This is a genomic window from Nitrosomonas ureae (genome assembly GCF_001455205.1).
GTDB classification, from domain to species: domain Bacteria; phylum Pseudomonadota; class Gammaproteobacteria; order Burkholderiales; family Nitrosomonadaceae; genus Nitrosomonas; species Nitrosomonas ureae.
Window position 1 is genome coordinate 1,633,700 of the sequence record NZ_CP013341.1, and the last position, 20,532, is coordinate 1,654,231.

Here is a 20,532-nt window from a genome sequence, read left to right on the forward strand (position 1 = left end):
CAGTTTATATTTTGTGTTGAATGTGAGTTAAACGCTGCGTGTGTTAATGAACTGGTGAGTGCGATGGTCAGGATAAGAAAAGCAAAAAATGCTAACTGTACGATATATAACCGATGATTACTTTTTCGCATTTTATGTTCTCCTGATTAGCTATATGCTGGAGTGCTCAGATGAGAAATCAGAAAATTCTGATCAAATCTTGAGTACTCAAGCAGCATTGGCAAGCTGTGTGACTTGTACAACAATGACTCGGATTTCTTCTGCAATTGCATCGACTTCGCTGGGATCGATACCTAGATTAATCCATTCCTGTTCAGTAATTTCTTGTGCAGCGTGTTCAGTAATCCCGAAGTCAGGTAGTAATTTTTCTGCGATATTAACCAGTCTGGCTAAGGATTGATTCATTTGCGAATCCATTTTGTCGGGTATATGGTGGTAACGTATCACGGCGATGATTTCCGCCGGTAGTTCCCAATAAGTTCCAAGTTGTGCGCCGATCTCACCATGGTCAGTGTCCAGTAGCCCGTGTTCTATCTCTAATAGTGATGCTTCGGGAGTTGTTCTCAATCTTTCGTGAAGTGCATCGCTGAGATCTTTAGCGATGAAGCTTAGAACGTTATAGCCAATATCATGCAAGAGACCTGCAAGGAAAATCTGATCTTCCATGGGGCGGATTCGTGGGGGCATGTGTTTGGCGATGGTGCGCATTACAGAAGCGATAGTGAGACTGTGAGTCCATAAATCCCTTGCTTTCAGCTTTCCTTCAGGCGGCTTGGTGAATGCTGAAATGGCTGCCATACCGATGGCAACAGATTTAATATGTGTTAATCCTAGACGCATGGCTGCATCGCTGATAGAAGAAATCATGCCTGGAGAACCAAATAAGGAAGCGTTTGACAAGCCGATAATACGTGCAGAAATTTGTGGATCTTGTGCGATGAGTTTGAGTAATTGAGTTTCGCCCTCATCGGTATTTAATGCTAACGCCAGCATTTTTCTTGCAATAACTGGCATGGCGGGCAGTGTGTGGATGTGCTCGAGGGATCGCTTCAAATCAATAGGGTTAATCATAGTATGCTCCCGCAATGGATTACCATTTCTTGATATACAATTTCATTCATCTTGATGGCCCATAATCAATTAAAAAATAAGACTAATGCACAATAGGGTTCTGAGTATTCTTATAGGATGGCCAGGTCAATTATTTATCTTGATACTTGAAGTGAATTACCTCTAGAATCACTGAACAGTGTTCATATTTATCATTATAGAAAGCAAAAGAAATAAGTAGGGAATGAATAGAAGTGTGAAAGGCTATCTTTTCTGAGGTTTTTATTTAAAACAAGATCGATGAATAAGTTAGCTTTGATCAGCTAGTATTGTGAAAATTTTGGCTTGGCGGTATACAAGCTATGATTTCTAATCATAATTATCTGTCTGCGAAGGTACGGACACAATGAGAAGGGTAAGTGGTTCATGACCTGCAATCCCACACAACGCAAATTTAAATCTTCGATTGGTATGTGCTCATTCTCAATGGTATTGATAGTCTTTTAGGCTCCAGTTTATGAGTAACAGTGTAGATCGTCTTCAGACTTTTTTGCATAAAAGGCAATTGTTCTTTTTTCCCGCTGTGCTGGTTGGGATTTGTTTATTAGTGATGGGTTTTTATGCGGATCACCTGCATTCACGTAATTTGGAACGTGAAATACGTGATGCGGCATTTGTTCACTTAAGTTTGTTGCGTGCTAACCTGGAAGGAAAAATCATCAGTAATGCTCAACTAGTACAGGGGCTCGCTGCATCTATCTCTGTTGAGCCGGATTTGTCGATGGAAAAATTTACCCAATTAGCGCAATATTTATTTAAGGGCCGGTCACAGCTTCGCAATATTGGTGCTGCTCCTGACTTGGTAATACGTTATATGTATCCGGTTGAGGGCAACGAGGCGGCGATAGGTCTCAATTTTCGGGAACATCCACAGCAGCTTGAGTCGGTATTGCGCGCACGGGATAGCGGAAATCTTATTATCGCCGGACCGGTTGATTTGGTTCAAGGTGGATTGGGATTTATCGCGCGGATTCCGGTATTTCTTGATAATGCTGAATCAGGAAAGAAAGTTTTCTGGGGCATGATCTCGGCCGTGATTGATGTGAACAAACTATATCAAGCAAGTGGTTTATTGGATTTTGTGAAAGAATTTGATATTTCGATCCGAGGCAAAGATGCGTTAGGTAAAGCGGGCGAGGTTTTTTTCGGTACTGATCAATTATTTGAGCAAAATCCTATGTTGCTGGATATTTCCTTACCCTATGGTTCTTGGCAGATCGCTGCCATTCCTAAAGGAGGGTGGTCGATCATCGGCAACGAGAGTATTGTCTTTCGCTTGGGTTTGGTATTCACAGGTCTTTTGATTTTGTTACCCGTTGTTTTAGTTGCGAAGTTTCAACAAAAGAAACGGGATAGCGAAGCCCGGCTTGAAGCCTTGTTCGTAATGTCCCCAATTGGTATCGCGTTGAATGATTATAAAACAGGAAAATTTATTGACGTCAATGAGGCATTGTTGGTTCCAACCGGTTACACGCGAGAAGAGTTATTAAGTCTTACTTATTGGGACATTACACCAAAAGATTATGCGATACGGGAGGCCCAACAACTTGAAAGTATGCAAATGACAGGTAGTTTTGCATCCTATAAAAAAGAATATATTCGCAAGGATGGCAGTCATTACCCGGTTCAGCTTAACGGGGTGGTGATCTGCGATGTTTCTGGCCGGAAATTAATCTGGTCGATGGTTGAAGATATTACCGAACGCACTCAAGCAGAGCAGGCACTCATTACGGCTCGATATGAAGCGGAACGGGCAAATAAGGCTAAATCCGAATTTCTTTCCAGCATGAGTCATGAATTGCGCACGCCGATGAATGCGATTCTTGGTTTTAGTCAATTGCTTGAGTTGGAGGGTTTGGATGATCGGCATCTGACATACGTTAAGGGAATCAAGTCGGCGGGTATTCATTTGCTTGCATTGATTGATGAGGTACTGGATTTGGCAAAAATTGAGTCGGGGCGCATAGATTTGCAACTCGAGTGGATAGATATTTATACTGTTGTTGAGGAATGCCTCAACTTGGTGAAAATACAAGCAGATGGACAGGATATCAAGCTGACACACAGTGAAATGGCGGATAAGGTTATATATACCGACCGAATCCGATTCAAACAAATTATCCTCAATTTAATTCACAATGCGATTAAATACAATCGGAAAGGCGGGTGGGTGCATATCGAACTTAAGAATTCGGATAATTCGGGATATTTAAAAATTATTGTTACCGATTCCGGGATGGGTATTGCTGCTAATAGATTGACAGAGTTGTTTCAACCTTTTAATCGTCTTGATGCTGCAGGGAGTGCCATCGAAGGTACAGGGATAGGATTATCGCTTACGCGACGAGTCATTGAAATGATGGGTGGTTGCATTGGTGTGGAAAGTGAATTGGGTGTCGGAAGTACTTTTTGGTTCGAATTGCCGGCAAGAGGAATTAATGAAGGTGATACCATAATCAATACAGAACAGCCCGCGTATAGTACGAATAATGATGTCAATAAAAATTTGATTATTTAATCAGCTTAGCCAGATCATTTTTCTTTCGAATTAATGCCACGTAACCCTTTCCCACACTATAGCGTGGGAAAGGGTTACTAATTAGGAATTACTTGGAATCAGCTGTATTACCATTCAACTTTACCCGCTAATGTCCAAGTCAAGCCGCCATCATTTGAAATGTAAGTGCTGTCTCGTGCAACGCCTAAAATGGTGGCATCAAGCGCAAAACCAGGAGAAAGGCGGAATTCAGTAAATTGAATATTTTCTTGCAACAATGAAGTACCTATATTTTTAGATGTTGCTATATTTCCTTGATTGTTAAGTGTAATCTTATATAATCCTTTTCCATGAACATTGACGAAGATAAGTCGGTCATTGGAAAAATTGGGAGAAAATTCAACTTGATGGATTGCGTTTCCTGGGCCTATATGATTCTGAGTCATTGTAGTCCACACATTGCCACCATTCTTTGAGCGATATAAGCCATTGCTTGTGCCGATAAAGACTAATTTGTCCGTGGCGAATTGAGGGGAAACGGCAATTGATAAATGCTGCTGTCCCGGTAGGCCGCGTAGTGTGATTGAATCGAATCTCAGTGATTGTAACCAGCTGTTACCGCCATCCGTTGTGCGCCAAACTTTTCCAGCGCGATTTGCGGCAAAGGCAGTACGATCATTCGCGTAGTTAGGCGAAATAGCCAAGCTTACGATATGGGATGTAGTGGGGACACCCCGCAGCCAGCGCCAGCTGTTACCGCCATCAAGGGTTTGAAGAATTCCATGTGACCTTGTTCCTAGGTAGATTTCCCGATCAGTTTCAAATGTAGGTGACAAAACGAATGCATTGATATAGACAGCAAATGGCGATATCTCAGTAATTTTCGGAATAAATTTTGTAGTCCAGTTTTGTCCGAAGTCGTTCGAAAATCCAATATGTCCAGTATTCCGTGAGGCAACAGCCGTAGGGGAGCCTGATTGATTCTGGGAGAAATTGACATCGAAAGCACTCATTGGAAGACTCAGGCTATTTGGGACTGGCCACCCTGTTCTATCCATGGTCCATGTCGCACCACGATCGGTAGAAGTGTATATACCCCCACCGAAGTATGTTGTTGCAATCACAGATTGATCATTGATGAAGTTGGGTGACAAAGCCACTCCGGTGAGCAGATTTCTTCGGGTTTGTTTTTGAGCCCATGTGATACCACCATCTTTCGAAATGAAAAGCCCATCATACGCCGACAGAAAGACTGTTTGGTCTGCCGAGAATGTATTGGATACCTGCAGCTCACTGAATTCTTCCAATGCAGCTGTTTGTCCGGTAACTGCCGCTCCTGATGCATGATAAGTCCAGCTATCGCCGCCATCCGTCGATTTATATACAGCCTTTGTTAAGCTGGTACAGAAAACTGTGCGATCAGTTAAATAGTTTGGAGATAGTGATACATTGTTAATTGCTTCCAATGGTAGATTGGCTGGTTTGAGGGTAAAGGTCGCGCCTGTATTATTGCTGTAATAGATTCCGTCAGCAGTAGCCAGAAATACTTCTTTAGGGTTCCCTCCTGACATTGCGATGTCATGAAAGGTTGTTCCTGCGATATTCCCGATACTGTTCCAAGTGAAACCCCCATCGGTAGATTTCTGCAGATTTCCTGTTTTGTTGACAGTGATGGCCGTCAGATCGGTTGTGAAGCTGGGTGATACGGCTACCAACTGTATGCCTAGGGTTGAATTTTGCACTCTAGTCCAGGTCGTTTCTGTCCGGGAACGCCGGTAAAGTTGGCCATTCATAGTTGTCAAGAAAACCACGTAATCATTGTTTCCTAATTTGGCTATAGTCAATTCCTTTACTTTGAGATTAAAAAGGCCGGTATTAGAAAGCTGCCAGGAATTTCCTTGATCTACGGATTGATATACCCCATCTCCCTTAGTGGTGGCAAAGACCGTATTATCGGTACCATAGTTTGGCGAAACGCGAATAGAGATATCTGCAAATACATTATCCAATCCGTTTGGCAATCGAATCCATGTCGCGCCGCCATCGGATGATCGCAGAATGTTTGTATACTGATCTGAAGTCGCCTCTGCATCGGTGGACAGAAAGAGAGTCTTATCAGTAGCGTAATTAGGGGAAATGCCTAATCCAAATACCATATCATGCGGATTATGGGCATGAATTTTATTGCTACTGATACAAAGTAGTATGAGGAGGGCAAATAATGTTACGGGATATTGAAAAAAACTAGTTTTCATTCTTGTACCTCTAGTTAGTGGATATAATAATTCTGCATTATTTGTGAATAACCTGATAAAGAATATTAATTCCTGTGTATAGCTAAATTTAAATTCTTAATGTAATTTCTTAAGGTCATTTTGAACCATTCATATAAGACACTTGATCCTATTTGTTAAAAATTAGTATGAATTATAAGTTACTGATTATTATTTTATATTATAAATATCTTAACTTCTTGTCGGAATATTATTAAATTGTAAAGTATAAAAAATTTAAAAAAGCAAGCCTACATTGTAGGTCTGTTTAATACTGATCAGTGTGATAAAAATCGCAGCTTTGTAGCTTTTTCAGTCAGTGGCAAACGTTCCGAGATGAGAGAGTTATGACGCCGACATATCTTTCGACGACTAATACTCAATGATAGTTTTCTCTGTAATCGATTTTTGCTCATAGCAGGTCTTAATTTACAGCGGGCGAATAGGTCTGCAAGTAATGAATACTCAATTACATATACCAGATAAGGTTATTAAAATACTGATAGACCGTTTTGAGCTTTTGCATTCAAAGCATTGTCCGTAATAAAGCGCTATTCACTTGCCCACTATATTGTTGCTCTTTAGCTTGCTACTTCTAACTTTTCCATTAGCCCCTACTTTCTGTCTGGTCTGTTGAATAATATTCTTATAGCTCTCAAATAATAAGTGACAGGCCGCCTTAATTTTATAGTAACGCTGTACTGAATATGTCCTAATATATGTAGGAATATTCTTGTCAGATTAATTGCAGCAGAAACGGCTCAAGTTTTTTTGTCCGTGATACTGAACTCAAAGGCTTTGCTGTGTGGATCACTGCATTCGATGCTGGTTTGGCAAAAGCTCTTATCTCGCCGATTTAATAACTTCATTTCCTGTGCGCCAGTGGCGTACGCATGAACTTTGATATGATTGGTATCAGCAGCTACTCATAATCCAGATTGTCATCGACCGATTCAGCAAAGATTTTCATGTGACTCCATTGTATCAGCGGCAGAATCGAAGACGAGAATTCTTTTGGTCGATGAGGAAGAGGGCAGATTATGCCACGGTGCTTCCATTCTTAAAATCCGGAATGTCGCAGAGGACCTGGCGAATATTTTGAGTCTTTTCATCCGTCTTTTTTATCTGGGCAAAGAGACGTGTTAGGAAAATACATTTTAGCCCAGAAAAGAAAGGCGAGCATTATGATCAGCTCAAACTGGATATTTGATGCGGTATTTAAGGCAGGGTGCCAGCTTTCTTCTCTTGGAAGGATCAATAAGTATAAACTTTTGACTTTGCCGGAAGTGATTTGGCTTTCATGTCCTGTGATATTAATCACATTAGCTATTGGAAAATTTTACTAGAATAATGCATTGAATAGTGGCAAGGCGATGACAAAGGGTTTGGTACGGGGAATGTAATACATGAATTTTCTATGTTTTTGAAGTCAAGGATGTGGATCAAGCATATAACTAGGTTTCTCCGTTTGTTTTTTCTTATAATGATTGCCTCAATTATGTTTTTCAACGGCTTTCCCGATAAATGACTCGCTCTAATTCACGTTTTTGTAGATAATGTCGCACCTGTTATCATTGTCATAATTTTGTAATCTAGCAACATGAATTGGTGCAATTTTTCTTCCGGTTCATTGCGGAAGGTCTTTCAGGAATGATTTGCGCATTTTGCAGGATTAAAAATTTGTTTGTAAGCTTGGAATTTTAAAATTGAATCCGCACGCTGCTCGATCGATCTCTCCATTTACCTTAATCAACACCCTCAAGACCCATCGAAGTCTGATCTATTCTCTGGCCAAAAGAGAGGTTATTGGTCGCTATCGGGGTTCCATTATGGGGATATTATGGTCATTCTTTAATCCCGTCTTGATGTTGATTATTTATACATTTGTATTTAGCGTGGTATTCAAAGCGCGATGGGAGGGCGGCACGGATTCCAGAACAGAATTTGCACTGGTTTTGTTTGCCGGCTTAATGATCTATAACTTGTTTGCAGAGTGCATCAATCGATCTCCGGGGTTGGTGCTGGGAAATGTAAATTATGTTAAGAAAGTGGTGTTTCCCTTGGAAATACTATCCATTGTTGCCATGGGTTCTGCAGTTTTTCACTTCTTGATCAGTTTTCTGGTTTGGCTGATCTTTTATTTGGTCTTTTTTGGTGTGCCGCAAGTCACACTTTTATTATTTCCTTTATTGTTGATTCCATTCTTATTGCTGATTTTAGGGCTTAGCTGGTTTTTAGCGGCGCTGGGAGTATTTTTACGCGATGTCAGCCAGATTGTTGGCGTTATGATGACTGCACTGTTGTTTTTGTCGCCAATTTTTTATCCGATTACTGCTTTGCCCCCGGAGTACCATCAATTTTTGCAAGTCAATCCCCTGACATTTGTCATTGAACAGGCTCGTGGCGTGATGATTTGGGGGAATGGGATAAGTTGGCAGGGATGGATTATCTACTTGTCAGTTGCCACAGTAACGGCATGGCTGGGTTTCGCCTGGTTTCAGAAAACGCGTAAGGGATTTGCCAATGTCCTTTGACATTGCCGTTAAGGTCGAGAGCCTTAGCAAGTGCTATCAGATTTACGATCATCCGCGCGATTTCCTCAAGCAAATCATCATTCCCCGTTTGCAACGCTTGGCCGGACGGAAACCTAAGCAATTTTTTCGTGAGTTTTGGGTGTTGAGGGATATTTCATTCGAGATCAAGAAGGGCGAGACCGTCGGCATCATTGGTCGCAATGGTTGTGGCAAGTCTACCTTACTGCAGATGATTTGCGGCACGTTGAATCCGACCAGTGGGAATGTTCAGACCCACGGGCGTATTGCCGCGTTGCTGGAATTGGGATCAGGCTTCAATCCGGAGTTTACCGGACGGGAAAATGTTTACATGAACGCTACCGTGCTGGGTCTGAGTCAGGAAGAGATTAACGCACGATTTGATGATATTGTGGCCTTTGCCGATATCGGAGAATTTATTGAGCAGCCGATTAAAACATACTCGAGTGGAATGGTGGTTAGACTAGCTTTTGCTGTAATTGCACACGTAGATGCAGATATTCTGGTAATTGATGAAGCACTGGCAGTGGGCGATGCATTTTTTACACAGAAATGCATGCGTTTTATGCGAAGTTTTATGAAATTCGGTACCGTTCTTTTTGTGAGTCACGATACGGGTGCAATAAAAAATTTATGTCGCTCGGTAATTTGGCTAGAACAAGGGAGAGTAATGCAGGAGGGCACTCCGAAAGATGTATGCGAGATGTATCTGAAAGCATATTATGAAGCACAACAAGGCAAAATAAGTCCAACTAATGCGGGGTTGCAAAGTAAGAGAAACGGTTCTTCTGTGAGAATGGATCAACGTCGGGATTTTATTAATGCTAGCAATTTGCGCAACGATCTAGAAATTTTTGAATTTGACCAGGATGCGCCATCATTTGGAACACATGGTGCGCAAATCATAGAAGTTCAATTTCTTGACAAGGAAGGTTCTGTTCTGGCGTGGGTGGTTGGGGGTGAGCAGGTTACCTTGCAAATAAAAGCAATCGCACGTGTAGTTCTGGATTCACCTATTATTGGATTTGTTATCAAGGATCGCTTGGGCCAGGCGCTTTTTGGTGATAATACATATCTTAGTGCTATGGATACCCCTTTGTTATGCGAGTCTGGAGACGAAATCCAAGCAGAGTTTACTTTTTTTATGCCCATACTACCCGCGGGTGACTACAGCATTGCTACGGCAATTGCAAATGGCACGCAGGATCAACATATCCAGCATCACTGGATATCCGATGCGGTGCTATTTAAATCCGAGTCTAGCAGTGTATCTACAGGGCTTGTTGGCATACCCATGGTACATATCGATATCGCCACACAAAAAACCAAGAATACAATTCGAAATTAGGAAAAACTAATGGCACATGTTCAACAGCAAGAATTTTGTGAATCCATCAAAGCGCGCTTTCCGCAATTTTTTACGGGTGTAATGGTTTTGGATATTGGTTCTCTCGATATCAACGGAAATAATCAGTATTTATTCGATGTCGAAAGTCTTTATTTGGGCGTTGACGTAGCGCAGGGTCGCAATGTTGATGTTGTATCTGAAGCACATTTACTTGATCTGCCCGATGCAACATTCGATATCATTATTTCCACTGAGTGCCTCGAACATGATCGATATTGGATACAAACTTTGAATAATGCAATGCGCATGTTGCGTCCTGGGGGAGTGTTGCTCATTACTTGCGCGACGATAGGGCGCCCTGAACATGGTACGCGTCGCACTACGCCTGACGATGCTCCACTTCTGGCAAATATCGATGCTGAATGGGCGGATTATTATCGTAACCTAGATGAAAATGACATTCGAACAGCCATAAATATACCGGATACATTTCAGTTTTCCGAATTTTCAATAGGCATGGAAACGCATGATCTATATTTCTTTGCCATTAAGCATGGCGTATTTGAGAGGCGCCTCAACAGATCTCCACAACTCCGGCAGTCTGCTCTGTTAGATAAACTCAGTTACCTTGAACAAGCGGTAGCTGAACATGATAATCAGATTGCTGAGCGCGATAGGCAGATAATCGAATTTAGTCAAGCTGCCATTGAGCGTGATAAGCAGATAATCGAGCTTAACCAAATACTAACCGAACGTGATCGGCAGATAATTGAGCTTAATCAGGTCGTCACCGAGCATGATCGCCTCTTTGCTAGCCTGTACCAGTCAAGATCATGGCGCATTACACATCCTCTTCGTGTCTTCATGACACAGATGGGTCGTATCGGTGCTTTCACGCGCCGAGCTCGTGCAGCTTTTCGTTATGTCGCTCGAGGAGATTTCAAAGGTCTATACAGTCGACTCAGATCGATTCAGCTCGAGCAGGCTATGCAGAATTTTACCGTGATGGGACCCCCTAAACGCTGGGGCATCATGGCAACACCCCATACTTTGTTTATCGCACATCTGATTGCCTCGCGCCTTCGTATACATGGTTGGGAAGTTGACATTCTGACGAGTGCACCTAATGGTTTCCCACATGATATGTACATTGTGATTTGTTCGCAGATGTTCAAAAAACTACCTCCCGGTGAAAGGCGTATAGCTTATCAAATGGAGCAATCAGTCAGCTCACGCTGGTTTACTGACAACTACATCCATATATTGAATGGTTCGCTAGCTGTACTGGAGTACGCTTTGGTCAATTTAGAATTTCTGGCTAGCAAACAGGTAGTTTATCCTCATGTGTATTATTTGCCCGTGGGTGCCGATCCAAATTACATGAATCACGTTCCATCGACGGATAAGAATTGTGATGTACTGTTTTATGGTGATTCCAACAGTTCGCCGCATCGACGCAAAATGTTGGATGCTCTACAGAAGAATTTTAATGTACATATAAGTCCCGAGCTTTTTGGTCTTGACATGATTAATCAGATTCGCCGCGCACGAATCGTCATCAATTTACATTATTACGAAAATGCGCTGCTGGAAATGCCACGTATCCAGGAATGTCTTTCTCTGGGTATTCCTGTGGTGTCTGAAACTTCTCAAGATCTGGCCGATTATCCGGAAATTTCCGAGGCTGTAACTTTCTTCGAACAAGGTAATGTGCAAGCCATGCTTGATGCGGTTCGAAATGCATTAGCGCAACCTATTGCACCAGAAATAGTGCATAAGGCTGCTGTCCGCAGTTCAGAGCGTTTTGTATTTATGTTTGATCGATTCTTGATCGCCATGGGTTTTTTGTCACTTGAGAAACTGGCTGAAAATAAGTTACCACTGCCGCAAGATGTCTCTCGTATTGCCTTATCAATGCCAGAGGCAATTTTTCGTCGCCGTGTCTATGAGGCCAATCAACCCCAAAATTGTGCTGTATTCGATGGTGTACGATTACGTCCTGGCTGGGTGGGGTGCGGCTTATCCTACGTAAACCTGGCGCGTCATGCGATAAAGCATCAAATCAAGCGGTTAACAATTCTCGAAGATGATGTGCTCTTGCCAGATGAATTCGAGGAGAAAATGAGCATTGTGCAGAGTTACCTGGATACAAAACATAATCATTGGGACGTTTTTTCCGGAGTTATTGCTGTATTGCATGAGAAAGCCCAGATTCTCCACGTTGAAACCTTTCAAGGCATATGTTTTGTGACGCTCGACAAAATGACCAGTATGGTTTGCAATATTTATAGTGAGAAGGCTCTGCACAATTTGGTTACATGGAATCCGCGTCACATAGATGACCAAACCAATACTATCGACAAGTACTTGGAAAGACAAGATAATCTACGCGTGATAGTAACGTTGCCTTTTCTTGTCGGTCACAGGGAAGAGGTTCATTCTACCTTGTGGGGTTTCCAGAATACTCAGTATTCTGACTTGATCGCCACAAGCGAGCATATGCTCCAGAAGAAGGTTCAAAGTTACCACAATGAGAGGTTATAAGATGCAGAAAACAAGTGAATTATTCAGGCTTATCAGTTATCATAAGATTGATAAGCAAGAGAGGCAATCTGTTGTTTATTTTATTTTATTTTATTTTATTTTATGTTTATGGGAGTAATGTTTTGCTAATGATAGAAAATTCTAATCTCATGTATTTCTAAAAATATCTTAACAAGGAAGAAATTTATAATGACTTATTATGCAGCGTGGTATGGCACAAATAGTAATGAAGATTTGTATTCTTTTGTGCTGACTTCATTTGAGCCGCCTGATTTTGATTATTATCTTTCAATTTATGGTGCTGGAGGCAATGATACAATCTACGGTGGCACACTTGATGATTCTTTATATGGCCAAGATGGAAACGATACAATATTAGGGGATAGTGGTGACGATCATATAGAGGGCGGTATTGGGAATGACATTCTGGACGGTCAGGAGGGCAGAGATACGATGAAGGGGGGGGCAGGCGATGATTCATATTATATAAACCAAGCTAATGAATACTTAACGGAGAATGCCAATTCAGGTACTGATAAAGTTTACACGTCTGCGAACAATTTTACGTTACCAGCAAACTTTGAGTGGTTGTTTTTAGAGGGAACTGTTAGTTCTGGCACAGGAAATAATCTTAGTAACACCTTATTGGGCAATAATAGCGCTAATACTTTTGTTGGTCTTGATGGCGATGATACTATCGTGACCAATGGCGGCAATGATATTCTTGTGGGTAACAAGGGTATTGACACTCTTAATGGGGGTGATGGAAACGATGTTTTTAACGGCGGAAGTGGGGCGGATACTTATTTCGGTGGAAGTGGTGCAGACGATTTTGGATATTTTTCTGTTTCAGATAGCCCGGTTGGAGGAATGGATAAAATAACCGATTTTAATCGAACACAGGGTGATAGGATAAATCTTTCCCCCATAGATGCAGATCTAACTCTTCCTGGAGATCAAGCATTTACTGTTGGAACTTATGTTAATGGCATTTTGACTGGTGATGTGATTGGTGGAGCAGATATAAAAATTCAACTAGTGGGTGCGCCTGCATTAAATCTTAGTATTGATATTCTTCTGTAAAATTAATAAATGACCTCCTGATCAGGTAACAGGAGGTTCTCGTTGTAGATAAAAAACAGACTTAGCCGGGAGTTATTGATTGAGTTTGTCGTTACTGAAAAGAAGCCCAAAAATTATTCTCTTGGAGAAAAAGTTGCAACGAGTTTGTTCATAAAAATATATCTTTTGATGATTTAAGTTCCCATCCTAAAATTCAGGCTGTATTGATTTTGGCTGATTTGATAACCAAAATTCAAGTAGCTGATTTTAGATTTGATAAGCCTTTGGATTGATATTACTAAATAAAGACCTCTGCACAACCGCAAGAATTTTGCTGTAGTGACAGAGAAAATTTTCCAAGTGACACTTGTTGCACGTCACTTTAATAGAAAGTGGAGTTTTTTCCTTTTTTTAGGTGAATTTTTCCCCCTTATGTAATATTTGGACGGATCGCTCCCCTTAATGGTTGGTCTACGAAGATTTTGTTGGCTGCTTTCTTTAGATTCATGCAGATACTTTTCAGTATGACTTGGGCGTTGACTTTCGTCGTACCGAAGTAGCTGGCGCGTCCCATTCTGAATAAGCGTTTGATTGTGCCGAAACACTGTTCGACAATATAGCGTTTTTTACTGATCAATTGATTCGCCAGCTTCTGGCGTGACGAGAGGGGTTTATTCTTGTACGCGCGATGCATGATTGCGCTCTTGATCTTTTGCTTTCTTAGAAATTGCCGATTGGCATTGCTGGCGGATCCCTTGTCGGCATACACCCGATTCGCCTCGATATGCGCACCATCGATAGCGGCTTCGAAATGCATCATTTCGCTCTGGTTGGCAGGGGCGGTGTGAACCCCGCGCACATAGCCGTCTTGTGCGTCCACCACCAGGTAACTGCGGTAGCCAAACTGCGACTTCCTGCCTTTCTTTAGCCAGGTCGCATCCGGATCCGCGCTTTGTTCTTCGATACAGTTGATTCCAGGTTGACTGCCATCTTCAAACTGAACAACCTTACCTTCTTCGGCATCCACTTCCAGTGTGATGGTCTTTTTAGGGCGTGCCGCTGACTCAATCAGCGTGGCATCAATGACCGCTCCTGTCGCACCCTTGATCATCAATCCGTGGCATTGAAGCTGTTCATTAATAGAGGCCAGCAGATCATCTAGCCGGTCGTTGGTTATTAGCCGGTTACGGAACCGGCACAAAGTGGTTTCGTCCGGTATCGCATCCGACAAGGACAGTCCGCAAAATTGCAGAAAATCAATGCGTACACACAGTGCTTGCTCCAACGCAGCGTCCGATAAACTATGCCACTGACCTAGCAGGATCGCTTTGAACATCAACAACCCATCAAACGGCTCTTGGCCTCCACCATGCGATAACTCGCGCTTGTATAAACCCGTAAGTTTCGGACGTAAGTCCTCCCACTCAATTAGGGCATCAATCTTCAACAGAACATTATCTCGCTTCAATCGCTCTGCTAATTCCAGTGTTCCAAAACTCATCTGCATCTTTTGCTCCAACTGTCTTTTAACCCCCTCTATTTTAGTTGGTTATTGCACTGGCAGGCGAGGTTGTGCAGGAATCTTAATAAGTTTGTAAGATTAGTATATACGTACCTCTCCTTACAGCAGGAAAAAGGTTGCCAAACCCAAAAAAATGAAAAAACCGCCGCTGTCTGTTACCGCGGTGATCATCACGCTGGAACCTAAAGCCGGGTCGCGGCCAAGTTTGCGTAAGGTCAATGGGATCATGACGCCTAATAATGCGGCTAGCAGCAAGTTGAGCGTCATGGCCAGAGTCATTACTAAACCCAGTTCGGCATTTTGATAAATAGCGAAGGTGAATAAGCCGACTACAGTTCCCCATAGCAAGCCATTGACGATGCTCACACCGACTTCCTTGGTGATCAATTTCCAGGCGCTTCGGGTATTGATTTGATCCAATGCAAGTGCGCGTACGATCATGGTGATGGTTTGATTGCCTGAGTTGCCGCCAATGCCTGCGATGATCGGCATGAGCGCAGCGAGAGCGACCAATTTCTCGATAGAATCTTCAAATAAACCGATAACCCGTGATGCGATAAAGGCAGTGACCAGATTGATCGCCAGCCAACCCCAGCGGTTCTTGACACTTTTTAGAATCGGGGCAAAAAGGTCTTCTTCTTCACTCAACCCCGCTAAGTTCAGCGCTTCATTTTCTGCTGTTTCTCGGATGAAGTCGATGACGACGTTGACAGTGACACGGCCAAGTAATTTGTTGTTTTCATCTACCACTGAAGCTGAAACCAGGTCATAGCGTTCAAAAGCGTTAGCAGCTTGTTGTGCGACATCGTTCGGCCGCAGTTTAATCATTTCCTTGGTCATCACTTCGGCAACCAGGATGTCAGGGTCACTGACGATTAATCGATTGATCAGCAATACTCCCTTCAGTTGTTCATTCCGGTCCACGACGAATAATTGATCGGTATGATCCGGCATTTCATCGAGGCGGCGTAAATAGCGTAGAACCACTTCCAGCCTCACATCTTCACGAATGGTGATGACATCAAAATCCATCAGTGCACCTACGGAGTCTTCCGGGTACGACATAGCTGCGCGCAGTTGCTCGCGTTCTTCTATGGGTAATGAACGGAAAACATCATCCATCACTTCCTGCGGTAAATCAGGTGCAAGATCAGCGATTTCATCGGCGTCCAGATATTCCGTAGCAGCAACCAACTCTTGAGTGCCCATATCAGTGATCAGCGAGGCACGAACGGCGTCAGAGGTTTCCAGCAATACTTCACCGTCACGGTCTGTTTTGATCATACCCCAGATCAGAAGACGATCTTCGAGTGGTAGTGCTTCCAAAATGTTTGCGATATCAGCAGGATGAAGTTGATCCAAAAAAACCTGCAGTTCGGTTAGATTTTGCTTCTGGACTTCCGATTCGCTGAGTGACGGGTTTGTGTCATCTTGCAAATTAACCAGACCCTCCACTAATTTATATTTATGTAACAGAAAAGTGACTTGTTGTAATGGATTCGATGAGCTTTCCTGATTATTGTTGTTCGTTTCGGTCATAACGGGTTTATGCTTGCAAGAATAGTCTTTTTATTGAGAATAAATTCAGACTGTTTATACGCCGGACAGTTTGCAATTTGATGACCGGTGAGTATAAACCGCGTTGCGGCTTCAGCACTATAAAATTGTGGGTCGATGCTACGCTTGGTTAAATCGGTTTGATGAAATTACAACGGCTATATTAGAAGAAGCACGTAAGACTGGCCTTACAGGCATGATTTTAACATTGTAATGACTGGCTTTGTCTGAGGATAGATGCCGCGCCAGATAAAGAAAGATTCAGCGGCTTGCTCGACCAGCATACCAATACCATCTGCCAGTTGTTGCACGCCATGTAATTGAGCAAATTTAAGGAAGTGAGTGAGTTCATGGCTGTACATCATATCGTAAGCAAGTGCGGCATGTGAAAAAATGCTGGCGGGTATTTGGGGTAGTGCATTGTGTAGACTGGCGGAAGTGGCATTGATAATGATGTCGAATTTTTCCTCCGGGAAAGCTATAAAATCACCTGCTACGATATGACCATGTGAAGTGAACTGTTGTTGTAATGCTTCAGCTTTGTGCGGTGTGCGGTTTGCTATAGCCAGTAAAGCGGGATTTTGCAGCAATAGTGGAAGAATCACGCCCCGTGCGGCACCACCGGCGCCGAGCAGCAGTATGCGCTTGCCCGCAATAGAGAGGCCCAGATTCGATTCGATGTCGCGAATGAGTCCGGCCCCATCCGTGTTATCACCTGATATCCCATTGTTTTCAAATTTTAGAGTGTTAACTGCCTGTGCGATTCTCGCTCGTTCCGTCAAGTGAGTTGATAGGTGATGAGCCTCCAGCTTGAAGGGCACGGTGACGTTCAATCCTTTGCCACCTTGTTGACGGAAATTTTCCACAGCCAGCATGAAACCATCAAGCGGAGCCAAGCGGGCGTCATATTGTATGGATTGGTTTGTTTGTCGGGCAAAAGCGGTATGAATCAGTGGTGATTTACTATGTGATATGGGGTTACCGATCACGGCATACAAATCAGGCATAAGTAAGAAACTTTTTAATTAAATTTAAAGATAAGGAAATTCCAGCTTCAATAAAAAATTATTGACTGAGCAATGTGTCAGAGGATGCAAATACCCACGTTCGGGTAATATGTAAAATATCCGTATCTTGACTAATATCGGGTGGGAAGGGCGCAAATCCATTTTGTCCGGCCAGTTTTACGATGTTGATGGCGGCGTCATCAAGAATCTTTTTCCCGGATGAACGGTTAACTTCGATTGATTCGAGGCTGCCGTCAGCACGAATCCCAACGGTGAGTTGCAAGTTGCCGTATAATTTTTCTTTTCTGGCAGCTTCCGGGTAATTCAAATTGCCGATACGCTCAACTTTCAAACGCCAATCTTCAACATAACGCGCAAAGCGATATTCTCTGGTGCGTGCGCCAACAAATTTTCTTTTGGGACGTTTCTGATAGCTATCGTGATCTTGATCCACCTGCGCTCTGAGTCGGGCGATATCAAGACTGCGTAGTAATAATTCATTCGCATCGACATCCACCGGCTTGTTTTCATCTTCATTTTCATTGCCTTGCGTGTCGAGTGCCTGGATTTTCGGGATATCGCTGACAGCAGCCATTAATTTCTTAGCTTCCTGTTCCAGTTGTTTTACTTTTTGTTGTGCTACCTTTTCATTGAGGATAGGCTTACTTTTCGGCAGAACAGGGAGAGGGGTTTTTGCCTTGCGGTCATCATCTGTATTGCCGCCACCGTCCAGATTATCTTGCGCAAGTAATTTACTTTCTTTAGGCTGGCTCAAGGTTTTATTGTTAACCAGCACTACTTCGAGGGAGGATGCAATTTTGTCAATTTGGGGTTGCGGAAATTGAAAAGTCACTCCAAACAATATAATGATGTGTAACAATAGCGAAGATACTATCGCAACAAAGATGCGATTGGTTTGTAAAAATTGATAACCACTCGATGCCATGGATGAAATTGCGTGTGTTTGAAAGATCACAGCCAAAGAATCAAACCTTGAAAGTTAAATCTAAGATCTCTAAAGATTGCGGTATTTTAGGAGATAGCTTTTTGCTTGCCGCATGGCTCATTAAGTTTCCGTATAAATAAATCTCATGCATCCTGTTTGTGCAAGAATTCTGCATGCAAAGTTCGCTCCAGTAAATCTATTTCGGATAATTGAAGTTTGACGTAAGTGCTGGGCGCCATTTCCGGTAATGAAGGAATTCGCGTGATGAAAGGAATATGGTCAAATTTCACTAAATTTTCTTTAATAACCTGAGCATTGATGGTTTGAATTCTTTCTTGCACCAACCAGCGCAAGCACCAGTAACGTTCCATTGCTCGTTGAAATTCCCCATAAATACTATAGATCATTTCAAAATCGCGCATCGCAATTAAAATTTTGTCGCTGTTTTTGGTGTAAAACGGAGGTTCATTACGTAATAGCGCTATGATTTGCCGTTGGTTGATTAAATCCACATAGCGTCTCATGGGAGAACTGCTCCAGGCATATTGCGAAACCCCGAGTCCTTGATGTGGAGCAGGGGAAGTGCTCATTCTGACTTTTCCATTTGTCTGGCTGCGAAAAATACCCGTAATGCCCGCATCAGCGAGCTGTTTACCCCATTCCATATTGACATAAATCATCAATTCGGAGACTACCTTATCAATGGGGGATCCGCGTCTGCGTTCGCTGATTGTGACACGATTGTTTTTGATTTCAAAACTGTAATCAATTTTGTCGCTATTGATATCGTTGGCCTTGCCACGCTGATTTTCCATTTTGCAGGCAAATTTCCATAGGAGGCTTAATTCCTGGCTAAAGGTATGTTGGAAATCTCCTTTGTTTAATGCGATTTCATTGAAGTGTTGCTCTAATTCGTTGTGACGCAAGTTTGCAACAATTTTTATTTTCTCGATCCGGCTTTCGGTTTTTATGACGGTAAAATCATCAGAAACGTCTAGATATAATGAAAGTGCCGGACATATTGTATTTTCCGCGAGTGTAAAGTGATTAATGATTGCTTCCGGCAGCATAGTGATTTTGTTTCCGGGTAAGTATACCGTCGATAATCGTGTGGCAGCGGTTTTATCGAGTGGAGAATCAGGATCAATTCCAAGAGCAGGTGCAGCAATATGAATGCCAATGCGGAAGCTCCCCAATGACAGGGATGTAACAGAGAATGCATCATCAATTTCGGTCGTTGAAGCATCGTCTATACTGAACGCAGCTACATCTGTGTAGGGTAAGTCGTTAATATTATTAGCTACCGGTTGTGAATCTAATTCATTAAAATCGATGCCGGAGGGAAAATGTTGCCAGACAAATTGATTGAAGTGATAATCATGTGAACAGGGTATGGCGCCACACTTTTCCATTAGCTTTACAGGAGTATGCTTGGTTTCGGCACAAACAGCTTCGAGCGCTTTCCACTCGATGGAATTTTTTTCTGGCTTGTAGAGCAATTGTGGAAGCCGCGGTTTAAATTCCTCGGGCAGAATGAATTGGTTAAGTTGCTCCATATAGCGCGCTTGTTGTTCTGCTTGCAGGCGTTTTTTCTCCAGGCTGACGAGGGCCGCTCTGAGCGCATCGGGCGGTGCTGCCTTGTAACGTCCTTGTCCTTTTTTGTAAAAATGCATCGGAGCATTCTGAAGCAGCATCAATGTGGCAGCAGATTCAACCGGGTTGGGTGAGTGTCCAAAATAATCGGCAGCAAGCGTATTGCTGGCAAATTCGACTTCCTGAGCACAGCATTCCCAAAGAAAATCCGGATCCAATTCTTCAACAATTTTATGGACATGGCTCATAAATTCGGATAGCGGAGGCGTATCGAATTTGAATAACACCGATGTGGCTTTAATCTTTGAGCGTTTGCCATGGATAGCCTCTATTTGTAGCGAGGTATTATTGTCAGCTAATATGGTTCCTATCTTGAAGGTTCCAGCTTCTTCATAAAAAACATTCATAGGGTTTTTATACGGTCAGTCGGATATTCGGAACTAGACTGACACTTTGAGATTAAATCATCATCGGAAAAATAAAGGTTTTAACATACAGTTAAGTGTAATTGCTTTGGCATG

Annotated in this window: 12 protein-coding genes; 5 read left to right on the forward strand and 7 right to left on the reverse strand. The window is 42.6% G+C overall.

The genetic code is table 11. The annotated features are described in order from the left end of the window. Positions 1-207: 207 nt before the first annotated feature. The gene (locus ATY38_RS07490) at positions 208-1,071 is read right to left on the reverse strand and encodes an HDOD domain-containing protein (RefSeq protein WP_062558757.1); all 864 of its coding nucleotides are present in this window, start codon (positions 1,069-1,071) and stop codon (positions 208-210) included. 496 nt (positions 1,072-1,567) lie between these two features. Between ATY38_RS07490 and ATY38_RS07495 the strand changes: the two genes are divergently transcribed. Further along, positions 1,568-3,628, forward strand: coding sequence for an ATP-binding protein (locus tag ATY38_RS07495; RefSeq protein WP_062558758.1), 2,061 nt, complete (start codon positions 1,568-1,570; stop codon positions 3,626-3,628). Between the two features lie 107 nt (positions 3,629-3,735). Here ATY38_RS07495 and ATY38_RS07500 read toward each other — a convergent pair whose 3' ends face one another. Continuing rightward, positions 3,736-5,862: a WD40/YVTN/BNR-like repeat-containing protein gene (locus ATY38_RS07500; RefSeq protein ID WP_062558759.1), complete on the reverse strand. Its 2,127-nt coding sequence runs from the start codon at positions 5,860-5,862 to the stop codon at positions 3,736-3,738. A 1,724-nt stretch (positions 5,863-7,586) separates the two neighbouring features. Between ATY38_RS07500 and ATY38_RS07505 the strand changes: the two genes are divergently transcribed. The 4 genes from ATY38_RS07505 to ATY38_RS15755 all read left to right on the forward strand — a co-directional run bounded on the left by ATY38_RS07505 (position 7,587) and on the right by ATY38_RS15755 (position 13,407). Beyond that, positions 7,587-8,414 carry an ABC transporter permease gene (locus tag ATY38_RS07505; RefSeq protein ID WP_062558760.1) on the forward strand — a complete coding sequence of 276 codons (828 nt, stop codon included), beginning with the start codon at positions 7,587-7,589 and terminating at the stop codon, positions 8,412-8,414. Further along, positions 8,404-9,780, forward strand: coding sequence for an ABC transporter ATP-binding protein (locus ATY38_RS07510; RefSeq protein WP_062558761.1), 1,377 nt, complete (start codon positions 8,404-8,406; stop codon positions 9,778-9,780). The genes ATY38_RS07505 and ATY38_RS07510 overlap by 11 nt, the downstream gene beginning before the upstream one ends. Positions 9,781-9,789: 9 nt before the next feature. Next, the gene (locus ATY38_RS07515; protein ID WP_062558762.1) at positions 9,790-12,324 is read left to right on the forward strand and encodes a methyltransferase domain-containing protein; all 2,535 of its coding nucleotides are present in this window, start codon (positions 9,790-9,792) and stop codon (positions 12,322-12,324) included. Positions 12,325-12,513: 189 nt separating this feature from the next. Then, positions 12,514-13,407 (forward strand): calcium-binding protein, encoded by an 894-nt coding sequence (locus ATY38_RS15755; RefSeq protein WP_062558763.1) that lies wholly within the window; start codon positions 12,514-12,516, stop codon positions 13,405-13,407. A gap of 409 nt (positions 13,408-13,816) precedes the next feature. On the opposite strand, the gene ATY38_RS07525 is transcribed toward ATY38_RS15755, so the two are convergent. The 5 genes from ATY38_RS07525 to ATY38_RS07545 all read right to left on the reverse strand — a co-directional run bounded on the left by ATY38_RS07525 (position 13,817) and on the right by ATY38_RS07545 (position 20,418). Then, positions 13,817-14,893 carry an IS5 family transposase gene (locus tag ATY38_RS07525; protein ID WP_062558764.1) on the reverse strand — a complete coding sequence of 359 codons (1,077 nt, stop codon included), beginning with the start codon at positions 14,891-14,893 and terminating at the stop codon, positions 13,817-13,819. A gap of 114 nt (positions 14,894-15,007) precedes the next feature. Then, positions 15,008-16,447: a magnesium transporter gene (gene mgtE / locus ATY38_RS07530; RefSeq protein ID WP_062558765.1), complete on the reverse strand. Its 1,440-nt coding sequence runs from the start codon at positions 16,445-16,447 to the stop codon at positions 15,008-15,010. A gap of 206 nt (positions 16,448-16,653) precedes the next feature. Next, complete coding sequence (gene aroE, locus ATY38_RS07535) at positions 16,654-17,472, reverse strand: shikimate dehydrogenase (protein ID WP_062558766.1); 819 nt, start codon at positions 17,470-17,472, stop codon at positions 16,654-16,656. Between the two features lie 58 nt (positions 17,473-17,530). Next, positions 17,531-18,418 (reverse strand): energy transducer TonB, encoded by an 888-nt coding sequence (locus ATY38_RS07540; protein ID WP_062558767.1) that lies wholly within the window; start codon positions 18,416-18,418, stop codon positions 17,531-17,533. A 143-nt stretch (positions 18,419-18,561) separates the two neighbouring features. After that, a complete protein-coding gene (locus ATY38_RS07545) occupies positions 18,562-20,418 on the reverse strand; it encodes a ribonuclease catalytic domain-containing protein (RefSeq protein WP_062558768.1) in 1,857 nt (618 codons plus the stop codon). Positions 20,419-20,532: the final 114 nt, after the last annotated feature.

What these genes read in the sequence shown, in the direction of transcription:
- ATY38_RS07490 (WP_062558757.1), bottom strand. Translation starts at nt 1,071, where the DNA reads ATGATTAACCCTATTGATTTGAAGCGATCCCTCGAGCACATCCACACA.
- ATY38_RS07495 (WP_062558758.1), top strand. Translation starts at nt 1,568, where the DNA reads ATGAGTAACAGTGTAGATCGTCTTCAGACTTTTTTGCATAAAAGGCAA.
- ATY38_RS07500 (WP_062558759.1), bottom strand. Translation starts at nt 5,862, where the DNA reads ATGAAAACTAGTTTTTTTCAATATCCCGTAACATTATTTGCCCTCCTC.
- ATY38_RS07510 (WP_062558761.1), top strand. Translation starts at nt 8,404, where the DNA reads ATGTCCTTTGACATTGCCGTTAAGGTCGAGAGCCTTAGCAAGTGCTAT.
- ATY38_RS07515 (WP_062558762.1), top strand. Translation starts at nt 9,790, where the DNA reads ATGGCACATGTTCAACAGCAAGAATTTTGTGAATCCATCAAAGCGCGC.
- ATY38_RS15755 (WP_062558763.1), top strand. Translation starts at nt 12,514, where the DNA reads ATGACTTATTATGCAGCGTGGTATGGCACAAATAGTAATGAAGATTTG.
- ATY38_RS07525 (WP_062558764.1), bottom strand. Translation starts at nt 14,893, where the DNA reads ATGCAGATGAGTTTTGGAACACTGGAATTAGCAGAGCGATTGAAGCGA.
- mgtE (WP_062558765.1), bottom strand. Translation starts at nt 16,447, where the DNA reads ATGACCGAAACGAACAACAATAATCAGGAAAGCTCATCGAATCCATTA.
- aroE (WP_062558766.1), bottom strand. Translation starts at nt 17,472, where the DNA reads ATGCCTGATTTGTATGCCGTGATCGGTAACCCCATATCACATAGTAAA.
- ATY38_RS07540 (WP_062558767.1), bottom strand. Translation starts at nt 18,418, where the DNA reads ATGGCATCGAGTGGTTATCAATTTTTACAAACCAATCGCATCTTTGTT.
- ATY38_RS07545 (WP_062558768.1), bottom strand. Translation starts at nt 20,418, where the DNA reads ATGAATGTTTTTTATGAAGAAGCTGGAACCTTCAAGATAGGAACCATA.